The sequence below is a fragment of the Phyllobacterium myrsinacearum genome (genome assembly GCF_014138285.1).
In the GTDB taxonomy this organism is placed as follows: Bacteria; Pseudomonadota; Alphaproteobacteria; order Rhizobiales; family Rhizobiaceae; genus Phyllobacterium; species Phyllobacterium myrsinacearum_A.
Map to the genome: position 1 here is coordinate 120396 of NZ_JACGXN010000006.1, position 20705 is coordinate 141100.

Annotated in this window: 18 protein-coding genes; 10 read left to right on the forward strand and 8 right to left on the reverse strand. The window is 55.6% G+C overall.

Annotated elements, in window-relative coordinates:
* The first annotated feature begins 3 nt into the window (after positions 1-3).
* The 4 genes from FHW16_RS18160 to FHW16_RS18175 are packed head-to-tail and all read left to right on the forward strand — an operon-like array spanning position 4 to position 3484.
* Positions 4-825, forward strand: coding sequence for an ABC transporter permease (locus FHW16_RS18160; RefSeq protein ID WP_182550682.1), 822 nt, complete (start codon positions 4-6; stop codon positions 823-825).
* Entirely contained in the window at positions 822-1634 is an 813-nt protein-coding gene (locus FHW16_RS18165; protein WP_182550683.1) for an ABC transporter permease, read from the forward strand. Before FHW16_RS18160 ends, FHW16_RS18165 begins: the two co-directional genes overlap by 4 nt.
* A 10-nt stretch (positions 1635-1644) precedes the next feature.
* Positions 1645-2691 (forward strand): LacI family DNA-binding transcriptional regulator, encoded by a 1047-nt coding sequence (locus FHW16_RS18170; protein WP_182550684.1) that lies wholly within the window; start codon positions 1645-1647, stop codon positions 2689-2691.
* A gap of 19 nt (positions 2692-2710) precedes the next feature.
* Positions 2711-3484 carry a phosphodiesterase gene (locus tag FHW16_RS18175; protein ID WP_182550685.1) on the forward strand — a complete coding sequence of 258 codons (774 nt, stop codon included), beginning with the start codon at positions 2711-2713 and terminating at the stop codon, positions 3482-3484.
* A 45-nt stretch (positions 3485-3529) separates the two neighbouring features.
* Here the strand turns inward: FHW16_RS18175 and FHW16_RS18180 are convergent, their stop codons facing one another.
* Together FHW16_RS18180 and FHW16_RS18185 are read right to left on the reverse strand one after the other, a co-directional pair.
* Positions 3530-4861 (reverse strand): Hint domain-containing protein, encoded by a 1332-nt coding sequence (locus FHW16_RS18180; RefSeq protein WP_182550686.1) that lies wholly within the window; start codon positions 4859-4861, stop codon positions 3530-3532.
* Positions 4862-4905: 44 nt separating this feature from the next.
* Positions 4906-6132: a helix-turn-helix transcriptional regulator gene (locus tag FHW16_RS18185; RefSeq protein ID WP_182550687.1), complete on the reverse strand. Its 1227-nt coding sequence runs from the start codon at positions 6130-6132 to the stop codon at positions 4906-4908.
* Positions 6133-6233: 101 nt separating this feature from the next.
* Between FHW16_RS18185 and FHW16_RS18190 the strand changes: the two genes are divergently transcribed.
* Both FHW16_RS18190 and FHW16_RS18195 read left to right on the forward strand, forming a co-directional pair.
* A complete protein-coding gene (locus tag FHW16_RS18190; protein ID WP_182550688.1) occupies positions 6234-7601 on the forward strand; it encodes a dicarboxylate/amino acid:cation symporter in 1368 nt (455 codons plus the stop codon).
* Between the two features lie 393 nt (positions 7602-7994).
* Positions 7995-8699: a L,D-transpeptidase gene (locus FHW16_RS18195; protein WP_182550854.1), complete on the forward strand. Its 705-nt coding sequence runs from the start codon at positions 7995-7997 to the stop codon at positions 8697-8699.
* A 135-nt stretch (positions 8700-8834) separates the two neighbouring features.
* Here FHW16_RS18195 and FHW16_RS18200 read toward each other — a convergent pair whose 3' ends face one another.
* From FHW16_RS18200 to FHW16_RS18225, 6 genes are all read right to left on the reverse strand, one after another.
* Positions 8835-9734 carry a recombinase family protein gene (locus FHW16_RS18200; protein WP_182550689.1) on the reverse strand — a complete coding sequence of 300 codons (900 nt, stop codon included), beginning with the start codon at positions 9732-9734 and terminating at the stop codon, positions 8835-8837.
* A gap of 409 nt (positions 9735-10143) precedes the next feature.
* The gene (locus FHW16_RS18205) at positions 10144-11211 is read right to left on the reverse strand and encodes an LLM class flavin-dependent oxidoreductase (RefSeq protein WP_182550690.1); all 1068 of its coding nucleotides are present in this window, start codon (positions 11209-11211) and stop codon (positions 10144-10146) included.
* A 107-nt stretch (positions 11212-11318) separates the two neighbouring features.
* A complete protein-coding gene (locus FHW16_RS18210) occupies positions 11319-12560 on the reverse strand; it encodes an FAD-dependent oxidoreductase (RefSeq protein WP_182550691.1) in 1242 nt (413 codons plus the stop codon).
* Between the two features lie 57 nt (positions 12561-12617).
* Positions 12618-13652, reverse strand: coding sequence for an ABC transporter substrate-binding protein (locus FHW16_RS18215; RefSeq protein WP_182550692.1), 1035 nt, complete (start codon positions 13650-13652; stop codon positions 12618-12620).
* 10 nt (positions 13653-13662) lie between these two features.
* Positions 13663-14847, reverse strand: coding sequence for an LLM class flavin-dependent oxidoreductase (locus FHW16_RS18220; RefSeq protein ID WP_182550693.1), 1185 nt, complete (start codon positions 14845-14847; stop codon positions 13663-13665).
* Positions 14848-14877: 30 nt separating this feature from the next.
* On the reverse strand, positions 14878-16491 hold the full coding sequence (locus FHW16_RS18225) for an ABC transporter substrate-binding protein (protein ID WP_182550694.1): 1614 nt from the start codon (positions 16489-16491) through the stop codon (positions 14878-14880).
* 284 nt (positions 16492-16775) lie between these two features.
* Here FHW16_RS18225 and FHW16_RS18230 point away from each other — a divergent pair, with 284 nt between their 5' ends.
* From FHW16_RS18230 to FHW16_RS18245, 4 genes are read left to right on the forward strand one after another with little or no spacing between them, the layout of a single operon-like run.
* Complete coding sequence (locus tag FHW16_RS18230) at positions 16776-17765, forward strand: ABC transporter permease (RefSeq protein WP_182550695.1); 990 nt, start codon at positions 16776-16778, stop codon at positions 17763-17765.
* Positions 17762-18763, forward strand: a complete 1002-nt coding sequence (locus FHW16_RS18235) for an ABC transporter permease (RefSeq protein WP_182550696.1) — start codon at positions 17762-17764, stop codon at positions 18761-18763. The genes FHW16_RS18230 and FHW16_RS18235 overlap by 4 nt, the downstream gene beginning before the upstream one ends.
* Complete coding sequence (locus tag FHW16_RS18240) at positions 18764-19759, forward strand: ABC transporter ATP-binding protein (RefSeq protein WP_182550697.1); 996 nt, start codon at positions 18764-18766, stop codon at positions 19757-19759.
* Entirely contained in the window at positions 19740-20672 is a 933-nt protein-coding gene (locus tag FHW16_RS18245; protein WP_182550698.1) for an ABC transporter ATP-binding protein, read from the forward strand. The genes FHW16_RS18240 and FHW16_RS18245 overlap by 20 nt, the downstream gene beginning before the upstream one ends.
* The last annotated feature ends 33 nt before the right edge of the window (positions 20673-20705 follow it).

A 20705-nucleotide genomic window follows, 5' to 3' on the forward strand; every position in this document is an offset into this window, starting at 1 on the left:
CTGATGCAAAAACGCCTCCTTGCTATTCTTCTCGTGATCCCGGCACTGGTCATGATCGTGCTGTTTTTTATCGTGCCGCTCGGAGCATCGATTGTCGGTGCCTTTGTGGTCGGAGATAGCTATGGCCTCGGGAATTTCAGCAAGTCGTTTGAGCTCTATTCCAGCGACATGATCTTCACAGTGCTGATCGTCAGCTTGTCCACACTGCTGATCGGCCTTTTCTCGATCGCGATTGGCGGCTATCTGACATTGGGTGAGAACCCGCGCGCTGTCGCGGTGCTGCGCTGGCTTTATCGCTGGCCCATGTTCATTCCCTTTATCGTCGTGGGTCAGGTGCTGCGCACATTCCTTGCCAAGAACGGGTTGATGAACAATATCCTTGTCAGTCTTGGTGTGCTGACGCCGCTGCAGACCATCGGCTTTCTCGACTGGCGCGGTATTGTCATTGCCTTCGTGTGGAAGCAGACACCGTTCGTTACATTGCTTGTAGCAGGGGCTATGGCCTCGCTGGATCGCAGCACTATTGAAGCTGCGCGCAATCTCGGAGCCTCACGCCTGCGTATCCTGATCGAGATCGTCCTGCCGCAGATCACCGGTACGCTGCTGGTTGGCCTCATTCTGTCGTTCGTCACCATGATGTCGGTGCTCTCGGTCCCGTTGATGATCAATGCGCAGTCCCCCACCATGTTGACCGCTGATATTGCCTTCCGCATCAATGCCCATGGCGACTACGGCGTTGCCAATGCACTGGGCATGATATCGCTGTTGCTGACGGCCGGTGTCGCGCTGATCTACCTGCGCCAGTCGGTGAAGGAGCGCTCATGATGGCCCGTATCGATCTGTGGTGGCTGCCGCGTGCGCTTGTTCTCGGCCTGCTTGCCTTCGTGATTTTTGGCCCCCTGACCAATCTCCTGCTGTGGACCGTGGCGGAGAAATGGTATTTCCCGCATATGCTGCCACTGGAATACGGTTTCAGCTTCTGGCAGCGCGTGTTCTCGCCGCGCGGCAATGCCATGGAATCGCTGGTGACAAGTATCATCGTGGCCAGCCTGACGGTGGTGGTTGCACTCGCACTGGCGGTCCCGGCCGGTTATGCTCTTTCGCGGCTGAAATTGCCGTTTCGCAGCCTGATACTGCTCGCCTTCCTCATTCCACAGGCATTTCCCAATCTGCCCGTCTATGTGAACATCGCCCGTTTCTTCTATCAGATCGGCCTGAACGGTACGATCATGGGCGTTGTACTGGTTCACGTTAACCATGGTCTGGTCTACGCGGTCTGGATCGCCACGGCAGCGTTCTCCGCCGTGCAGATCGATCTGGAGGAAGCGGCGCGCTCCATTGGGGCAGGTCCCTTGCGCGCCTTTCGCGATGTAACACTGCCGCTGGCTGCTCCCGGGCTTCTCGCCAGTGCCATTTTCGTATTTCTGGAGTCTCTCGACGAGTTTACCGGCAGCTATTTCGTTGGCGCCCCTGATGTAAACACTCTGCCGCTGCTGCTTTACACAGCGGGCTCCGGTGGCAACTATCAGATTGCATCGATCACTGCGCTGCTGCTACTCATCCCGTCTATTGGTTTTATGCTGGTAGTGGAGCGATTCTTGCGCGCCGATGTGCTGTCCAAGGTCGGACACTAAAGGAAGAAGCATGGATTCGAACGCTGACGAACCGCCGAAGAAGACCCAGCACTATGTCAGCGCCGTCGAGGTGGCCGAGAAGGCTGGCGTATCGCGCTCCGCAGTGTCGCGGGCGTTTACTCCCGGTGCCAGTGTGTCAGCCAAGAAGCGTGAGAAGATCATGGCTGCCGCCGAAGAGCTCGGTTATCAGGTCAATGATCTGGCGCGAGGGCTATTGGCACGAACAAGCCGACTTGTTGGGCTCGTCGTTACCAATCCGGAACTGGGCTATCGCTCGCATCTCGTTGCGGCCTTGACCAAGGCGCTGATCCATCGCGGCAGCGTGCCTATTGTTATCAATACCGGCCGCACGGAAGAGGAACTTGTCGCGGCGCAGAAAACACTGTTCGGCTATCGCGCCGAAGCGACTATTATTCTGTCCGGTTCTCCTCCCTCGTCCTTCGTCGAACTGGCGCGGCGCAATGGTCAGCCGCTTATCGTGCTCGGACGTTCAGAAACCGGTGCCGATGACGTCAACATCGACAATGAAGGTGCGGGGCGGGAAGCAGCACGGGTCTTCCTTGCCAACGGATTCAGGACCTTGGGCTTTGCCGGAACGGTGTCCCGCACTCCGACCACCGTCGAGCGCGAGAACGGCTTTTCTCAGGAAGCATTGCTGCACGGGGCGAGAGTCATGATCGGTCATGGCGGTAATTCTGATTATGCAGGCGGGCAGGAAGCCGCCCGGCAGCTTTTTGCCGGCAATGAACGCCCGCAGGCAGTGTTCTGCGTCAATGATCTGGTCGCCTTCGGTCTCATCGATTATGTGCGGCGGCATACACGTCTGCGCATTCCCGATGATCTCTCTGTCATCGGCTTTGACGATATACCGGAGGCTGCATGGGACACCTATGATCTTACAACCTTCCGTCAGGACCCGGCGCTGATGGCTGAGCATGCCGTGGCGCTTCTTGATCAGCGGCAAGCCGAGCCGGATCGCCCACCTGTCCATGATCGTCTGAGCACACATATCGTTCTGCGTGGCAGCGCCCGCATCCCGGCATCATTCAAACCCTGATAGGCCAGAGACTTCCCCTATGAAAATTATCCAGGTTACCGATCTTCATCTTGTCACGCCGGGCGATATTTTGTGCGAACGGGATCCGCTCAAGAATCTTCGGGCTTGCATTGCCAATATCAATGAGAACCATGCAGACGCGGAACTGGTGATCTTCACCGGTGACCTCAGCGATACCGGCGGCGAGGACACCTATCGGGCGTTGGCAAATGAACTGGAGAAGCTTGTTCCACCGTATCGGCTTCTTATGGGCAACCACGACAATCGCGGCGCTTTTCTACAGGTTTTCAATTCCGTCACGCCGGAAGATGGCTTCGTGCAAAGTGTTGTCGATACCGCGGAAGGCCGTCTGATACTGCTCGATACCCTGTCGGAGGGTTTCGTCGAGGGCCGTCTGGATGAGACCAGGCAGGCATGGCTGAAACGCCGCCTGGCAGAAGCGGCTGACCGGCCGGTTTTTCTCTTTCTGCATCATCCCCCCTTCCCTATTTTCATGCCGCTGCTCGACGGGTTGGGTCTTGTCGAATCAGACGCCCTTCACGCTCTGCTTCGGGAACACGGCAATGTCAGGCATATCTTCGTCGGTCATGCCCACAGGCCTGTGGCAGGCAGCTGGCGCGGTATCCCGGTCAGCGTCATCCGCGGGACCAACCATCAGACGGCACTGGATTTCTCGCCGGACAAAATCATGACGACACTCGAACCGCCCGTCTATGCCGTCATTTTCATCGATCGTGATACCGTCATTGCACACTTTCACGATTTTCTCGATCGCACGGCTGCCTATCGTTAGGGATAGGCAGCCGTCCAGAAGTATTGTACCTATATCTCATTGTTTTTATTGTATAAATGGGAATACATTTCTGATCTTCTCTCCAGTCAAAGCAGGGTTGCCGCTCTGATAGCCAAGTTCGATGGCGCGTTGCCCGAGTGCCTCTCTGATGCCATCGAGGATTGGACCCGTGTATATGGGAGGATAACAGGCAGTAGGCTTTTCCGGACCAGCCGGCGCGGTGAAGATGAGGGTCCCGGGTTCCAGAAAACTCACTCGGTTACCAAGGTCGAGATAGCTTTCGACATAGGCCCCTTCCGCGATCAGTACGTTGTGGCGTCCCAGTTCAATATGAAAATAGGTGAATGGCTCGAGCGTTGCGTTCTGCGTTATCGAGGTGCCATTGATGAGAAGCTTTGCCGGAATCAATGCCCCATTGTGGAACAGGCAGTGATCCGGTGACACGTAGAGGTCGCGGTTTGGGCTGCCGTGATCCAGCGCACCAGGGCGAATGCGGATTGGCGCATGCTCGCGTAATTGATCGACTGTCTTTGGATCAATCCGGCGGTGTCCAATCCAGATGATCGGCACGGCATCGCCATTCATGGTATAGATCAGATTACCAGTCTTGAGCCTTTCAACGGATATTTCTCCCGCCGGCGTGGAGATCAGCGTCCCCGCGAGGAAACAGGGTGTCTTGATGGTAATCTCGCCGTCCTTGCCTATCCGTGCGAAGTCAAAGGTGGCGTCTGGATCGATAGTAAACTTTGCTCCTCCGCCAAGTATCTCTCCAACTGTGCCAGTGACATCCTTGACCGCTGTTGTAACGGTCTTTGTAAGCCTCGAAAGAAGGCCGGGCTTTTGCACAGGCTGGGGTTCTGCTGTCTTCCCCGTCTTGAAAAGGAGCGTGTCGCCCTTCAGTTCGGCAGAGGTTGCGCCCTCGACTTTGATCCTGTCACCTTCGTGCAGGTTGATGAGTTTGATGGGGCTAGCCAGATTGATGCCAATTCTAGCTGGCTCATACTCAAAGACTCCTGTGCCGTTTGAAAGGCCGAAATCAATGGTCGTTGAGTTTCCCACATTGACGCCCAAGGGCGTTGCCCCGAGCGTCAGCGTGCAATTATCTCCTATTCCATAAGTCACGTTGCTGAGAGCGCTTACATCCAAGCCCGCTGGATTCACGGTGAGATGGGCGCCGTCGATTAGTTCAATTCTTGCGATGTTCAGTGCACCAAGATCAATGTCGCGACCGTCTAAAGTTATATCCTCACCAATGACGGCGTAGACATCGTCCTGAAGCAGTACGAGCCCTGCGGGTAAGTGGTCAGACGCTGATTCATTGCCCATGATTTCGATTCCTTCTGAAAATGGGTTGGTGATTGAATAAAGGGGATGCAAAAGTTTGAGCGAAACAAAGCGGCAGCGATCGGATAAGTGACAGCTCAGCCGGTATTCTTAACATCGGAGCCCGGCACGGATGCTTGTGTCCGGTGCTCCTGCGGGGTGTGCCAAGTCTTCAAGGTCGTGGACGGCTTTTGCCCGTAGGCTTCGCGATACATGATCGCGAAGCGCGCTGGATTGGAAAATCGTAGATTGGTTGCAACGTCCGTGACAGTTTTTGCCCTGCCGCTGATAATCACGTTGTTCGCTTCGGCGATACGATAGTGACTGAGAATGCGGATTGGCGTTGCGTTGCGGAAATGCCTGAATATGCGCTGCAGGGTTCTCGTGCTGCAGCCCGCTGCCCGGGCTATGTCGTTGATGGTTATTGACGCATAGAGATTGTTACGCATGAACTCTTCGGCAGAGCGGAGTTGCCGGGGACACGGAGGCTTGATGGTGGTTTTGTCGCTGCTGAAGTTGTGCGGTGCAGTCGCATAGAGGTGCGCTATCAGCAACTGCTCATAACTCGCGTCCAGCAAGGATGTTTTCCCCTCCCCTCGCCTTGCCAGCAGAAATTCAAGCGTGTGATACAGATTGACCACTGCATGATCACGGAAGTCGGGAATGGTTGAGAAGACCGGTTCCCGAAAGCAGAATTTCCGCGCCCATATGCCAAATTGGCTTCGCAGCAGGGAGAGTGGCATCTGGAATGCCAGCCACCGGCATCCTGGCCCCAGCCTGAGCAATGTGGTGGAGTGATTGATGATCACCCCTGCCCCGCCTTCCGGTATGATGGCTGATACATGGGTTTGGGTATTGTGGTGCTCCACAAAGCCACTCAGCACAAAGATATAGAGGAACTGATCCGCCGCTCCATTTGCTGCAATTTCTACCGGATTGCCTGTGAAAGCGCCAATGACGTGCGTCTCATTGAGACACTGAACCCTGTCGAGGGGCAAGCCGGGGAATGCGGTGCAGTACAAATCGGTCGGCTGTTCTGTTGACCCGGCGTGTGGCGGACTGCGCAAAGCTGGCTTGGATACGGAACGACCGTCCACGGTTGTATCGAACATTGCTTCAATCCCTGAGATGAAATGAGATGCGATTGAAATTGGTGCGCGGAGCAAAATACAATGTTTGGTAGAAGTTTTTTTAAATGTAAGCTGAGGTTGTATTGGTACTTGAGCAATCTCGCTGCGTAAATACGACTTTAGTACGAAGAAATTCTTGCGCCTGAATGTGTGTTTGCTGGAAAGAAACAGTTGAACAGCTACTGAATTCGGCAAATCCTTGTTCTTTGCTCTCCATCGTTGATGATAAGCTGCACGCCTCCTAAAGAGTCGCCTGTACGGCTGTCTCTCAGTCTTTCCTCAGCGAGATTATCGAAATGACAAAAACATCGTCCGGTTCTGTGCCTGCCATACCGAAACCATTTTACCGAACCTTCGGCTTTCAGGTTACACTTGCCATGATCGTTGGGTTGATCCTCGGGCTGATCGCACGCGATCTCGGTCCAGACACAGCCGGTAGCTCGAACTGGCTTGCGTCGACGCTGCAAACGATTGGCTCGATCTTTGTGCAGTTGTTGCGGGCGCTGGTGCCGGCATTGATTTTCACCGCCATTGTCGCGAGCATCAGCAACCTTCGTGCTCTGAACAATGCTGCCGCCCTCGTTTGGCAGACCTTGCTCTGGTTTGCGGCAACCGCGCTCGTCGCGGTGGTTATCGGGATTGGTCTTGGGCTGATAATCCAGCCGGGTATCAATTCCACCGTGCTCGCCTCGACGGCATCTGTACCGTCGTCGACTGGTTCATGGCTGGACTTTTTAAAGGGGCTCGTTCCTTCCAACATGCTTGGCTTGCAAGCGTCGACGAAAGTTTCAGATGCGGGTGCGAGCACCTACCTGTCCTTTAATGTGCTGCAGATTGTGATTATCTCGATCGTCGTCGGTGTCGCTGCGTTGCGCGTGGGGTCTGTGGCTGAGCCGTTTCTGGAGTTCAATCGCGCCTTGCTTGCCGTCGTCAGAAAGATTCTTTGGTGGGTTATTCGCTTGACGCCCATTGGTACCGTCGGGTTGCTTGGAAATGCAGTTGCCCAGTATGGCTGGGAAACCCTAGCACAGCTCGGATGGTTTTCTGCCGCGGTTTACATCGGCCTTGGGCTTGTACTGTTCGTTGTATATCCCGTCGTGCTGCTGGCTAATGGACTCAACCCTGCACGGTTTTTTGCCGGGGCGTGGCCCGCAATACAGCTCGGCTTTGTGTCGCGTTCTTCCGTTGGAACCTTGCCGGTGACGGAGGCGGTAACGGAAGGCAATCTTGGAGTTCCGCGTGAGTATGCCGCTTTCGCAGTGCCGCTGGGTGCGACCACGAAGATGGACGGCTGCGCTGCGATCTATCCTGCTATCGCCGCGATTTTTGTTGCGCAGTTCTACAACGTACCGCTCGGCTTGCAGGAGTATTTCCTGATTGCTTTTGTTTCGGTGATCGGTTCGGCCGCGACCGCCGGACTGACAGGCGCTATCGTGATGCTGACGCTGACACTCTCAACGCTTGGCCTGCCGCTCCAGGGCGTTGGTCTCTTGCTTGCGGTGGATCCCATTCTTGATATGGGTCGCACAGCGGTCAATGTCGCGGGGCAGGCGTTGATCCCGACTATCGTTGCCAAGCGCCAGGGTATTCTGGATCAGGAACGCTACGACAGTACGACCTCTATTGATGTGGTCGATCCATCCGCCGCTGTGTCCGCAGCGTGAGGCTGATAGTAGTTCGGATGCGCGGCGATCGCGCCGCGTTTCTTTCGAGAAGTTGACAGCTGTCAACTTGGCCTCTGAGCAAGCGTCCTGGTCTGATAGGTGGCGTTGCGCGTTGCATGGTCAACAGGTCGCTTGGTTTTCGACCGGGGATATCTTGATGGGAATAGTAACATCGTCGTCAGTCATTCTGCCTGTGACTTGCGCAAATCCTACTCCAGTTGCGCGTCGACAGCTGTCAACTGCTGCAGCTCACGCGCTGGCACGCCATATGGTTAAAATAGCCCGGACCTGATTCACTCTTTATAAACCACATTTCCATAGAGTTTTATGCAATTGCCACAGTTGTAAGTGAGTATCGAGTTGTCACAGCGTAATCAGGCAGTCACCAATAGTCTGCAAACCCCGGCTATCTCCAGACGTCATCTCTTGCTGGGAGCAGGTTCTTTTGCCGTCCTCGGCATCTCAGGTTGTTCGCAGACATTCGAGCTTCCCGACATGGGTGTTGACACCACCTCGACTGGTAGTATCCGCCCCCAAATCAGTATCGATAAATCTGTAACCGTTCCCGACGTTATGTATGCCGCAGTGCAGGAGGGCCCTTATTCGCTCCCAGCAATTCCATACCAAAAAGTACCGGTCCAGTTCCGGCGCCAGATTGTCGTGGATCCAACCGGCGAACAACCGGGAACCATTGTTGTCCGGCTGCAGGAGCGTTTCCTCTATCTGGTGCAGCCCGGTGGCGATGCGATCCGTTATGGCGTTGGTATCGGCAAGGACGGCTTCCTGTGGAGTGGGCGTGCCAATATTCAATACAAGAAAGAATGGCCGCGGTGGACGCCGCCGCGCGAAATGATCCAGCGCAAACCTGAGCTCGTCAAATATCAGAACGGGATGGAGCCAGGGCCGCAAAATCCGCTCGGCGCACGTGCGCTCTATATTTACAAGGATGGTGCCGATACGGGTTATCGAATCCATGGCTCACCGGAATGGTGGTCCATCGGTCAGTCAATGTCGTCCGGTTGTGTCCGGTTGATCAATCAGGACATTATTGATCTTTATAGCCGCGTATCTGGCAAGGCGACTGTCGTGGTCGGTTAGGCAAAGCGCAACGTCTCACTCTTGTGTCATTCTTAATAAACCGGAGCGGTAGCGTCTCCGGTTTATTTTTGCCTGCCTGTTGTCATTACCACGTGAATTTGGCGTGGCTTTGATCGGCTGCCCGCAAGCGGTATTTCAAGAGAAAACAAGACCCAGTTTCCTTGCTCTGTCGAGAAGGTTTTTGACAGACGATGCCGCCCATCGCGAAGCGCCGCGTGATGTGCGTTCATGCATGGCTTCAAGCTGGATGGCGATCTCGCGAAGTGTCAAATCTGGATTTGCATTTGCAATACCGGTCACCAGTGTCATCAACCGGTCTTCAGGCGTGCGGCGAGGGGAGGGGGTTGTCAATCCGCTATCCGCCAGCCCTTCCTTCACCAGTACTCTGACAGATCGCCGCAACCGGTCGACATTCCATTTCTGACCTGTGTGCTGATGTATGCTGCGGGCGACATCCTCCCAGGGGTGTTCGGGCCGCATCCGTTGTACAATAGGCAGCCAGGAGGACATGGTGGCCGAAAGGTCCGCCAGATGTCCGCGCTTCCGAGCCTGCGAAAGTTTTGCCAATGCTTCAGGCCGCTTCTCCCGCAGCCCGGGATTACCAGGAAGCTTGCCGCGCGCGCGGGCAGCATTGATGCCCGCCTTGGTGCGTTCGGAAATCAAAGCGCGTTCGAGTTGGGCCACTGCGCCGAGCACTTGCAGTGAAAACATGCCTTGCGGTGTCGACGTGTCGATAGGGTCGTGCAGTGAGCGAAAATGCGCTCCTTTGTCCTCTAGCTGTTCAATGACGGCAAGCAGATGGCTTACTGAACGCGCCAGCCGGTCCAGCCGAACAACGACCAGAACATCGCCGGGCTGAATCTCGCGCAGGAGGCGGGCGAGAACCGGGCGTGCCCTGGATGCCCCGGATCCATGTTCCTCGAAAATGACGGTGCACCCAGCTGCCTTCAGCTCGATCAACTGGGCATCATTCGCCTGATCTTCAGTTGATACGCGTGCATAGCCTAACAGGGCGTTTCTGGATGATTTGATCATGAAGGGAGTCTAGCAATCGTCAACGGAGTTACAATGCCGAACGTGGCGATGCCCTGGCTAATATTCGGCGTGAAATCAGATTGTCTCAAATTCATCGAGTGCATGCCAGATGGATGGGCTGACAGCGCCATAAGAGGGGAGGGGCAAAGGCAAATAACTTATCCACATCCGGCACAGATCTGCTATACTTGAGAAGATTTCCAGTCAATCAGTTGGCTCGTCAGTCCATCATGCGGAAGTTATATCGTTAGTAGTTTCTGTTTATGTTATTATATTGAATAAATACAACGAGATATGGCTTTTGGTTCCTTTAGATCGCATCCATCTGATAACAATGACCATGCCATGAAGGCCCGTCAAAAGACTTGCCGACAGACTCGTCCGTTATTTGACGCATACCAGGCAAACCTTAGTCGCGCAGGAGCGGAAGCAGTTGATTTCCCTGCCGCTTGATCTCGGACAGGTATGGCGTGTCCGACAGTACAAAGTGCGTGATGCCTAGCTCCTCATACTTGCGCAATGAACGGGCGACGTCCGCTGCTGAACCAACGAGCCACGTGGTGCCGGCTCCGCCACCGCCAAACTTGCCCGGCGCGGTATAGAGATTGTCGTCGAGAACGTCACCGCGTGTATGCAGATCCAGCAACCGCTGCTGGCCCACCGCAACGGATTGCCGGTGATCGCTCCAGCCTGCACCTTTGACTTTTGCCATCTCGGCGACCTTCGCCTCGGCGTCGGTCCAGGCCTGTTCCGTGGTGTCACGTACCAGCGTGGTGATCCGCAACCCGAACTCAAGCGGAGGGAGGTCCCGGTCCAGTTGCTTGCCCAGTGCCCTGAGCCGCTCAATCCGCTCCCGGACACCGTCAAGGGGTTCACCCCAGAAGAGCTGGACATCGGCTTCCGTGGCCGAGACCTGCTCAGCCGCCTCCGACGCACCGCCGAAGTAGAGCTTGGGATGCCGACGGTCACCGCGAACCTGAATGCGCGGAGCTGCGGTAGACTCCGTAACCCGGAAGTGCTCACCGGCATACGTGATGTTTTCTTCCGTCCATAGTCTGCGTACCAGTCGCATAAACTCCTTGGTGCGGGCATAGCGGTGTGCCTGATCGCCCTCACTGTCGCCATATGCAGAGAGATTGTCCTGACCCGATACTATGTTGATACGAACGCGGCCGCCGGTGAGATTATCCAGCGTGGCTGCAGCCGAAGCGAGGTTTGCCGGCCGCCAATAACCCGGGCGGATCGCAATGAGCGGCTCGAAGGTCGTGGTCCGCACCGTCACGGCAGCGGCGACGGTGAAGGTGTCTGGCCGCCCCCAGCCCGTACCGATGAGCGCGCCTTTCCAACCGTGCTGTTCCAGTGTTTCCGCGTGGGCCGTGAGTGTTTCCAGGCTGTTGTGGTTTTCGACAGCGGAATCGCCGCGGTGGCCCGACTTCACGTCATTAGGGATATACCAAAGGAATTCAGAATTGCTCATGCGATTGGACTACCGTTGTTCAATGTTGAGATGCGGAAATCAGCCGAGTGACCTCCAGATGGGGTATTACTCGCAATAATTAACAGCTGTGTTGATCAGTCATTATTCTAGACCAGTTCAGTTGGTGTGTGTCCGAAAACATTGCGTTGCATCGCTACAAGCGAACTTCGGACAGCCTCCGACCCATGCTGAAGCATCGCGGTTTCATAGGTTGAAAGAGCAGCGAGTAGCGTATTTTGACCAAGCTTTGCCTTCACCAGTTCCCTAGCCAGAAGTCCCGCGTCGTAGATGGCGGTGTTGCCTCCAAGTGCGCGGAAATATGTCATCGAATGGATGGCGTCGCCAAGCAAGGTGACGCGGCTCGTCTGCCACGGTTGCGGCGGTCGAGAGGTTCGCACGCGCAGAAGCGCGACCGTTGACGGGTCCGAGTAACGGATGAGATCAAGAATGCCCGGATGCCAATGTCCAATCTTCGAGAGCAGCAGTGCGATAAGTTCGCCGCGTTCGAGGCGAGACAATACATCGTCGGGTGCCAACTCGCCCGCGCCAAAGGCTGTATTCCACCAGACATAGCTTGTCGTATTGTTGAAATGGAAACCTTCGATCTTCCGGTGTGTTGCGTCGTCCGCACCGATGAGACCGTATTTGCGATAGGCCTCGGGGTTCACCCTGTGGCTTGTCACCATAAGGCCGTGTCCGGCACCCGGTTTGATATTTGCATTGAAGTCGAGGAGCAGGGGCGAGATATTGTGGCTTTCCGCGGCAGCAAGTGTCATTTTGCCCGCAAGACGCCTGACACCTGTGTCATACGTCTGCAGCTCGGGCAGCAACTGCTGGCGAACCCGCGATTTCTCCCCATCGGCACCCACCAAAACATTGGCACTGACGCTGGATCCGTCCTCGAAGTGCGCGACGATGGAGGAATCAGGCTGTTCCACGTAATGCGAAAATATCTTGCCGTATTGAACAATGTCATTGAGTTCGGTCAACAAGATCTGACGCAAGGTGATGCGGCTGACAGATTTCTCCAGATGTGTGTCGTCGGCTTCGGCATCCGGCGTGTTGCCATCGTCCAGATGTTCGAACTTCTCATTCAACAGGATATTCTGATGCGGGGCGCGACCAAGCGTGTCGATAAACGTATCAAACAGATGGCTTGGCAGATTGCGTTCGAGTGCATCAAGTCCACGTTGGCGCAGACGCAGCCGGAAACCTTGGACATAGTCGGTCCGGGCGCGATCTTTCTCGAAGACGGCGACTTCGATACCATTCTTTTTCAGGCCCTGCGCCAACGCTAATCCGCCCGGCCCCCCTCCGATGATCGCGACGTCTACGTGCTGGCTCGTCATTTTAGAACCATGTTCGGTCGCTTTGCAGGCACCGCTATATGTTTCATGATGCGGGTTTCACGCGACTGCACGTGTGTCGAGCGCGTCGAACGGGCGGCGATCGACCCAGGCATCAAGGTCGAAATCATCCTCGAGGAAATCCCAATCGCGCAGGAAATTCTTGTAGTGGGCGACGGCATTGAGCAAAACAGGATCAAGACCAAGCGTCAGATGGCGGTGAAGGTCAGGGCCATTCGCTGCGGCAACTGTTTCTTCTGATGCTCCGACCTCCCGCGCGACAAACCGCCGTGTTTCATCCGGGTGCGCTTCTGCCCAATCGCCTGCACGCCTGACGGTTTCAATCAGGCGAACGACCAAATCAGGCCGCTCTTCCGCCAACCGGTTATCCACCGTCAACACGCGCGGTGAGCCGCTGTTAATGCGGATTTTTGGATCAGGGTGAAAGCCAAATTCTGCAACCCGGATTGTTCCAAAGAGATTGGCAACAGTGATTCCTTGCGTCCCTTTGACATAGATCGCGTCGACATCACCACGGATCAGGGCGGTCAGCTCATGGGAATAGGGCAGGCGGCGTTTCAGGCCAAACAGCGAGGGATCACCTTGAATATCGAGCACGCTCTCCGCGACAGGAATGTCGACTATTTCCACATCCTTGTGGGTCAATCCTTCGAGCGTCAAAGCCGACACCAGCCCCTTCAAGGCCGTGGCTCGGTGGAAATCAATGATACCTTCAGGGCGGCGGGCAATACCGAAACGGCGATCCTTCAGATCAGTGGTCTTGTGAATGCCTCTGCCCGGAAGCGTAATGATGGCCTGAAACTCGTCGGTCCAGGTGATGCCGACGAGCCGGGTCGCCCGGCCCTCCGACCGTGCACGGATCGGTGGAACATTGCCTCCGTGCCGGAAGGACCATGACAAATGATGGTTGAAATGACTTTCGCGTATCGTCGGGTCCTTGGCGTCGAGGATGGAGTTGAGCTTGATCCCCTCCCTGGCAAAAGTCTCCTCAAGCCAACCAAGCTGGGCTGCAAGACCGACGGGTGTTGGCACAGGACAGCGCGTGTACCAGATCTCAGAAAGCTGAGTGGTCATTGTTGTCTCCTTAAGTATGCCTGAGCCCGGCCTGTTTCATCAGCGGCAAGATGTTGTCACCAAAGAATTCAAGATCGTCCTTGAAATCAAAAAAACTGAGTTGCAGCCCGTCTATGCCCGCATCCTTCAACTTGCCGAACTGGTCAACCACCTGTTCCGGAGTGCCGATTATGTAGATATTTCCGCCAACCTTGGCGTAGGGATCATTGCGGCCCTCGCGGCTTTTCCATGCCTGGGCATCACTGTTAAACGTCTGGAATCCTTTGGGCGTCCGTGCATCGGCATGGGCGACGATTTCATCGGCAAGGGCCCAGGCTTCCTTTTCGGTGGGGCGGCTGATGACAAGCGGATTGATCAACGTACGCACGCGGCGACCAACCTGCAGTGCGGCATCCTTCACCTTCTTGGTGTGGGCAGGAAGGGCTTCCAGTGTGCTTTCAATATCGCTTCCTGCGGGGCTCGTGATGAATACGATATCGGAGTAGCGGCCCGCGAATGCGATACCGGCATCGGATCCCGTCGCGTTGACCAGAACCGGACGGCTGTAATTGGGCTTGGGCGTGACAAACCCTCCCTGAAGTTTCCAGCTCGATTGCCCCTCGAACGAGAAGTTTTCGTTGTCCTGCCAGAGACGTTGCAATACCTCAACAAACTCAGCGGCAAGTTCGTAACGTCTGTCGTGCTCGATGCGATCCCATCCAAACATCTCATGCTCAACTGCACGGTGACCGGTCACCACATTGATGCCCCAGCGACCACCGGTGATATGATCGAGCGTTGCACCGAATTTCGCCAGATGCAGCGGGTGCCAAGGACCGTAAAGCACGTGCATCGTTGAAATGAGCAGTATCTTTTTCGTCAGGGCGGCCAGTGCGGCAATGGATGTAAAACTATCCAGCGCCTGGCCGTTGAAAACGCCGCCGTAACCGCCCTTCGGCAACCATTGGCTCAGTGCGAAAACAAGATCAAACCCAAGTTCCTCTGCGCGCAGTGTCAGGTTCTTGTTGTATTCGAACGACCAGTCGGTGGAGCGAGGCAGGGTCGAATTAGTCCATCCGCCAGCCTGGATGGGAAGGAACAGCCCCAACAGAAGTGGCTGTTCGAAAGCTTTCGAAAGCGGGCTGTCAGGAAAGTCGGCGGGACCTGAAAAATGCGGCAAGCCGACAATGGAGCCAGGAGCGTGGACAAGGGTCATGATGGATTTGCAACCTTCCGAACAGTGGGATCAGGAAATGATGTGGGCATTGGCAAGACTGCCGGCGATGCCTTCGGCTCCAACGGTTGAAGCGGCAACGCGTTTGTTGAACAGAGTGATTTCCGGCTGGCTGACGATGCCGATATCGGGAAGATCCTCAACGAGGATGCGCTGGAAATCAGCGAACTGTTCAAGGCGCTTCCGGGGATCGATCTCCACCGCTGCCGCTTCCAGCAAAGCATCTACTTTGGGATTGCTGTAGTGCGAACCATTGGAGAAAGGCACGCCGGGTTTGAAATTCTTGGACCAGTAAAGCCGCTGCACACCCACAGTCGGATCAAAGAGATTGCTCATGCCGTTGAAGGTGAAATCGAAATCGCGATCCGTATAGATGCGCTTCGTATAGGTCGCAAAATCCTGCGAACGAACCGTGGCTTCAATACCGATCGCGGCCAACGCCTGTTTGATATATTCGGCCCCGCGCCTGTAGGTTTCGCCGCTCGGGACATAATCGTGGGTTAGGCGCAGCCGGATGCCGTCACTCCCCCGGGGCAGCCCGGCTTCGTCGAGCAGTTTTTCCGCGGTAGCCGTGTCGATTGGATATGTCTTGAGATCGCCGACGTAAAATTTGCTGAGGCTGGGGCTGATAGGCCCTGGGATCGTCTTGCCATAGCCGTAGTTGATCGTATCGCGGATGACATTCCTGTCGATGACATGGGCAAAGGCCCGCCGGACACGTACATCCTGAAAGTGGGGTTTGTCGAGATTGAACTCTACCCGGCTGATACCGTTGGCATATTGGTAGCCCTGTGTCTCGAACCCAATATTCGGCAAGGCTTCAAAGCGCTCCAGATCGCTGAAAGGAACAGGGGTGGCAGGAGCCAGATCAACTTCGCCTGTCTCGATGGCTACAGCCCGGGAAGCAGCGTCGGGTATGAAACGCACAATGAGCCGATCAACATAGGGTTTGGGATTATCCCAATATTCCGGATTGCGCTCGTAGATGATGTGGCTGCCGCGAACCCATTCTTTGAAGATAAACGGGCCTGTCCCGACCGGAGCATTGTTGACGGGATTTTCCGCGGCTTTCGTGCCCTCATAGAGATGCTTGGCTACAATAGGTGTCTCGGCTGCGGCGAGGGCGGAAATGAGGTAGGGGGCGGGTTTTGAAAGGACAAGCGTTACCGATTGGGGATCGGGGGTTCTTATATCGACGAGGTTGAGGAAGGTGCTGCGCCCTCTGGGGTGCACTTCCTTGATCGTCGCAATGGAATAGGCAACGTCAGCGGAGGTAAATTCCTTGCCGTCGTGCCACTTCACCCCCTGCCGCAGTTTAAACGAGTACTCCAGCCCATTATCGCTGATCGCCCATTCCGTCGCCAATTGCGGGCGCGGCGTCAGGTCATAGTCATAAGTGAGTAATCCCTCATTGGCCTTGGCCGAGAGAAAGACAGAATTAAACGCTGTGTGGGCGATTGTCGTGATGACAGGCGGTTCAGCGGACAGGAGCAGGCTGAGTGTACCGCCGTGCTTTGGATCTGCAGCATACGCGTGTGTGCGAATACCACTGAAAGTGGCACCGAGGATCAGAGCCGAGCCACCCAGAACCTGGCGCCGGGTCGGATTATAGAAGCTGTTTGTCATCTTGATTCACACTCCTCGGACGCATTTTTGGCCAATCACGATTATTTTGAAGCAACGGGGGAAGTCGTCTGTTCTGCTTCCCGGCCAGAACAAAGAATATTTTTTGCTCTTCGCCGGGATATTTAGTTATTTTGGCCTTAGTCATTGATTTTGCTAAGCAAATTCCAATTTTTTGCCAATTGATATTTGACAATCTCTATAGAGTTAGTCAAGTTTGAAATTGAAATTTCGTTCGGGCACTTTGGCCCGCAGCGGATTTATTAGTCTCGGATTGGAAGATACTCATGTCCGCCCTCACGCGTGTCGGCAGAACTTTGAAGCGCACCAGCCTTCAGGCGATACCGACAGTCTTCGGTATCGTCATCATCAACTTTTTCCTGTTGCAGCTTGCGCCGGGAGACGCCGCCGACGTGCTGGCCGGGGAGGCGGGCGCTGCGACGGAGGAAACGATGGCGGCTATCAGGTCGCGTTTTGGGCTCGATAATCCGTTGCTGGTTCAACTCTTCAACTATCTCGATAATCTCGCCCATTTCAGTCTGGGTTTTTCGCCGCGCTACGGAATGCCGGTGGCGGACCTCATCGGGCAGCGGCTTCCCGGAACCTTGCTGCTGATGGTTGTAGCATTGGCCATCGCAATCGTGCTTGGCCTCGCGTTGGGATCGTTGATGTCCGTGTTTGCAGGCCGGTTACCTGACCGTTTGCTGTCGGTGTTCTCGCTGCTCTTTTATTCCATTCCGAGCTTCTGGATTGGCTTGATGCTCATCGTGTTGTTCTCTGTCAAACTCGGCTGGCTACCGAGCGGCGGGTCGGGAACAATCGGTTCCAGCACGACTGGTCTGGCGGGGGTGTGGGAAAAGGCCCGGTACATGATCCTGCCTGCCACGTCGCTCGCGTTGTTTTACGTTGCCATTTACGCACGGCTGACCCGTGCGGCGATGCTTGAGATAAAATCTCAGGACTTTGTTCGTACTGCTGCTGCCAAGGGGTTGTCGCCGACGATTATCACCGTCCGCCATATTCTGCGTAACGCGCTCATTCCAATCACGACGATGGCGGGCATGCATATTGGCGGGATGCTCGGCGGTGCGGTGGTCGTAGAGACAGTTTACAGCTGGCCTGGTCTTGGGCGGCTTGCGTTTGAAGCGGTGATGGGGCGGGATTTCACAGTTCTGCTTGGCATCCTGCTTTTGTCCGGGTTGCTCGTCATATTCGCTAATGCGGCCGTTGATTTGCTGCACGCCTGGCTTGATCCCCGGATAGGAGAGCGTTCATGACGTCGACTGAACTCAATGACTATGCCGGGCATAGTGGAACGCGCGTCCGTTCTCCCGCCACTGAAAAGCATCAACCCGAACCTCTGAACCCTCAATGGAACAATGTTCGCGCACCGGATTCGCGTGTGAAAACGTCGAATGCCTTGGCTGCGGTACCAAACAAATGGCGCGTGCTGAAAGCATTGATCCATAATCCCAATGCGGTATGCGGGCTGGTCTTCCTTGCCCTTGTCATACTGGCTGCGTTGATAGCACCTCTTATTTATCCCGGCGATCCATTGGCAATGGTAGCGCGGCCCTTCCTCTGGCCGGGGCAAAATCCTGCCTATCCGCTTGGTACGGATTCAATGGGACGTGATGTTCTGGCGGGTATCCTGCACGGTGCGCGTGTCTCGCTTTTTGTCGGACTCGTCGCGACGGCATTGGGTTTGACTTTCGGAGTTCTGGTGGGTGCAACGGCAGGCTATTTCGGCGGTTGGATCGATGACCTTCTGGTTCGGCTGATCGAAATCTTTCAGACGATGCCGAGTTTCGTCTTGCTTGTGGTGATGGTTGCCATCGCTCAGCCGACGGCGAGTACGATCACCCTTGCGATTGCCATCATTACCTGGCCGACGGTGGCAAGGCTTGCCCGAGCGGAATTCAGGACAATCCGCGAAAAGGATTTCGTCATGGCCGCGCGCAGTCTTGGTTATGGTCATGCCCGGATCATCTTTCTTGAAATCCTGCCCAATGCGTTACCCCCGATTATTGTCACGTCTTCGGTCATGGTGGCGGGCGCCATCCTGATGGAGTCTGCCCTTTCCTTCATGGGGCTCGGGGATCCGAATGTGGTGAGTTGGGGTTCGATGATCGGAGCGGGCAGGGAGCTTATCCGGACAGCCTGGTATCTGACGGCACTGCCCGGCATTGCCATCGTATTCACTGTGCTTTCACTCAACCTCATTGGCGATGGTCTCAATGATGCACTCAATCCACGCTTCACACAGGAGCGATAAATGGCCCTGCCGCTCCTCAGAGTTGACAATCTTTCCATTCGCTTTCCAACAACCGAGCCGGTGAGCAATCTCAGTTTCTTGGTCAATGAGAAGGAGACGCTGGCAATCGTCGGCGAGTCCGGTTCCGGAAAATCGCTTACGGCACTTGCACTGATGCGCCTGTTGCCGCGCTCAGCCAAACCATCGGGCCAAATTGTTTTTGCTGGCCAAGACCTCCTGAAGCTTGAAGAGCGGCGCATGCGTCAGTTGCGCGGCAAAGACATCGGAATGATCTTTCAGGAGCCTATGACTTCACTCAATCCGGTGCTCACCATCGGAAGGCAAATCACCGAAGTCCTGCAACTGCATGAAAGACTGCCAGCCAAAGCGGCGCGGAGCCGTGCCATCGAGTTGCTCGATCTCGTTCGCATCCCCGATCCGCAACGCCGGATCGATGACTATCCGCATCAGTTGTCGGGCGGGATGCGGCAGCGCGTGATGATCGCCATTGCCGTTGCCTGCCGCCCGCGCCTGCTGATTGCCGACGAACCGACGACGGCGCTTGATGTGACAATCCAGGCGCAGGTGCTCGACCTGCTCGACAAATTACGCCGGGATCTTTCCATGGCGGTGCTATTGATCACCCATGATCTTGGCGTGGTTGCACAATGGGCCGATAATGTTGTGGTGATGTATGCAGGGCGCAAGGTAGAGGAGGCATTGCCCGAACCGCTCTTTGCACATCCGTTGCATCCATACACACGCGGACTTCTTGCTGCCTCTCCACGCCTGAAGAACAATTATCACTATAAGGACGGGCCGCTGACGGAGATCCCCGGAAGCATTGTATCGGCTGCTGGCGAGAAGGGATGTTCCTTCCGTCCACGCTGCACCGTGGCCCATGACAGTTGTGCCAACGCGGTGCCTGATCTGTTCGTGCCGGCCGCAAACAGGCTCGTGGCCTGTCCCTATCATGCAAGCTTTGCGGAGGAAGCGAATGTCGCTCTTGTCAATTGATAGGCTGGAAACACACTATAAAGCGCCTGACGGTGTCCTGCGTGCTGTTGACGATGTCACACTGACCGTTGAATCCGGCGAAACAGTGGGTCTGGTCGGCGAGTCTGGCTGTGGAAAATCAACATTGGGCAAGACGGTCATGCGACTGGTTGATCCGACTGCTGGAAGCATCGCGTTCCGGGGCACGGATATCACCCGATTGAAACAGAACAAATTGCAGGACATGCGCCGGCACGTACAGATGATCTTCCAGGATCCCTTCGCTTCGTTGAACCCCCGCCATACGATCGGGCAAATCCTGCTGGCGCCGCTGACCGTCCATGGTGTTGGTACCAAGGTTGAACGGCAGCAGCTTGTCGACGCGATGATTGACCGTGTCGGTCTGCCACGCGATTCCCTGGACCGCTATCCGCATGAGTTTTCGGGGGGGCAGCGTCAGCGTATTGGAATCGCGCGTGCACTGATTCTCAATCCCGAACTGGTGGTATGCGACGAACCCGTTTCAGCGCTTGATCTGTCCATTCAGGCACAGATTCTCAATCTTCTCGTTTCAATGAAGAAGGATCTCGGGCTTTCCTATCTCTTTATTTCGCACGATCTGTCCGTAGTTCGCTATTTCACCGACCGCGTGCTGGTGATGTACCTCGGCAAGATCGTGGAGAGTGCCGACAACGCCACGCTGTGGTCGTCGCCGAAGCACCCCTATACGCGGGCGTTGATGGACGCGGTACCCGATCCGTCGCGCCGCCGTCATGTAGCGCCTATAACTGGTGACTTGCCGAGCGCGCAGAATATTCCCACGGGCTGTCGTTTCCACACGCGCTGTGTCCTTGCAAGCGACATTTGCCGTCAGCAGGAACCGGAGTTCCGATCGGTCGGCAAGACGCATCATGTTGCCTGCCATCATATTTGACATCTCATCCAACCGAACAAACCGGAGTAAATC

Bases quoted from the DNA above. Each gene is read 5' to 3' on its own strand.
- FHW16_RS18240 (WP_182550697.1), top strand. From the start codon at position 18,764: ATGGCCCTGCCGCTCCTCAGAGTTGACAATCTTTCCATTCGCTTTCCA.
- FHW16_RS18230 (WP_182550695.1), top strand. From the start codon at position 16,776: ATGTCCGCCCTCACGCGTGTCGGCAGAACTTTGAAGCGCACCAGCCTT.
- FHW16_RS18205 (WP_182550690.1), bottom strand. From the start codon at position 11,211: ATGAGCAATTCTGAATTCCTTTGGTATATCCCTAATGACGTGAAGTCG.
- FHW16_RS18225 (WP_182550694.1), bottom strand. From the start codon at position 16,491: ATGACAAACAGCTTCTATAATCCGACCCGGCGCCAGGTTCTGGGTGGC.
- FHW16_RS18170 (WP_182550684.1), top strand. From the start codon at position 1,645: ATGGATTCGAACGCTGACGAACCGCCGAAGAAGACCCAGCACTATGTC.
- FHW16_RS18245 (WP_182550698.1), top strand. From the start codon at position 19,740: ATGTCGCTCTTGTCAATTGATAGGCTGGAAACACACTATAAAGCGCCT.
- FHW16_RS18165 (WP_182550683.1), top strand. From the start codon at position 822: ATGATGGCCCGTATCGATCTGTGGTGGCTGCCGCGTGCGCTTGTTCTC.
- FHW16_RS18235 (WP_182550696.1), top strand. From the start codon at position 17,762: ATGACGTCGACTGAACTCAATGACTATGCCGGGCATAGTGGAACGCGC.
- FHW16_RS18160 (WP_182550682.1), top strand. From the start codon at position 4: ATGCAAAAACGCCTCCTTGCTATTCTTCTCGTGATCCCGGCACTGGTC.
- FHW16_RS18215 (WP_182550692.1), bottom strand. From the start codon at position 13,652: ATGACCACTCAGCTTTCTGAGATCTGGTACACGCGCTGTCCTGTGCCA.
- FHW16_RS18175 (WP_182550685.1), top strand. From the start codon at position 2,711: ATGAAAATTATCCAGGTTACCGATCTTCATCTTGTCACGCCGGGCGAT.
- FHW16_RS18200 (WP_182550689.1), bottom strand. From the start codon at position 9,734: ATGATCAAATCATCCAGAAACGCCCTGTTAGGCTATGCACGCGTATCA.
- FHW16_RS18190 (WP_182550688.1), top strand. From the start codon at position 6,234: ATGACAAAAACATCGTCCGGTTCTGTGCCTGCCATACCGAAACCATTT.
- FHW16_RS18220 (WP_182550693.1), bottom strand. From the start codon at position 14,847: ATGACCCTTGTCCACGCTCCTGGCTCCATTGTCGGCTTGCCGCATTTT.
- FHW16_RS18210 (WP_182550691.1), bottom strand. From the start codon at position 12,560: ATGACGAGCCAGCACGTAGACGTCGCGATCATCGGAGGGGGGCCGGGC.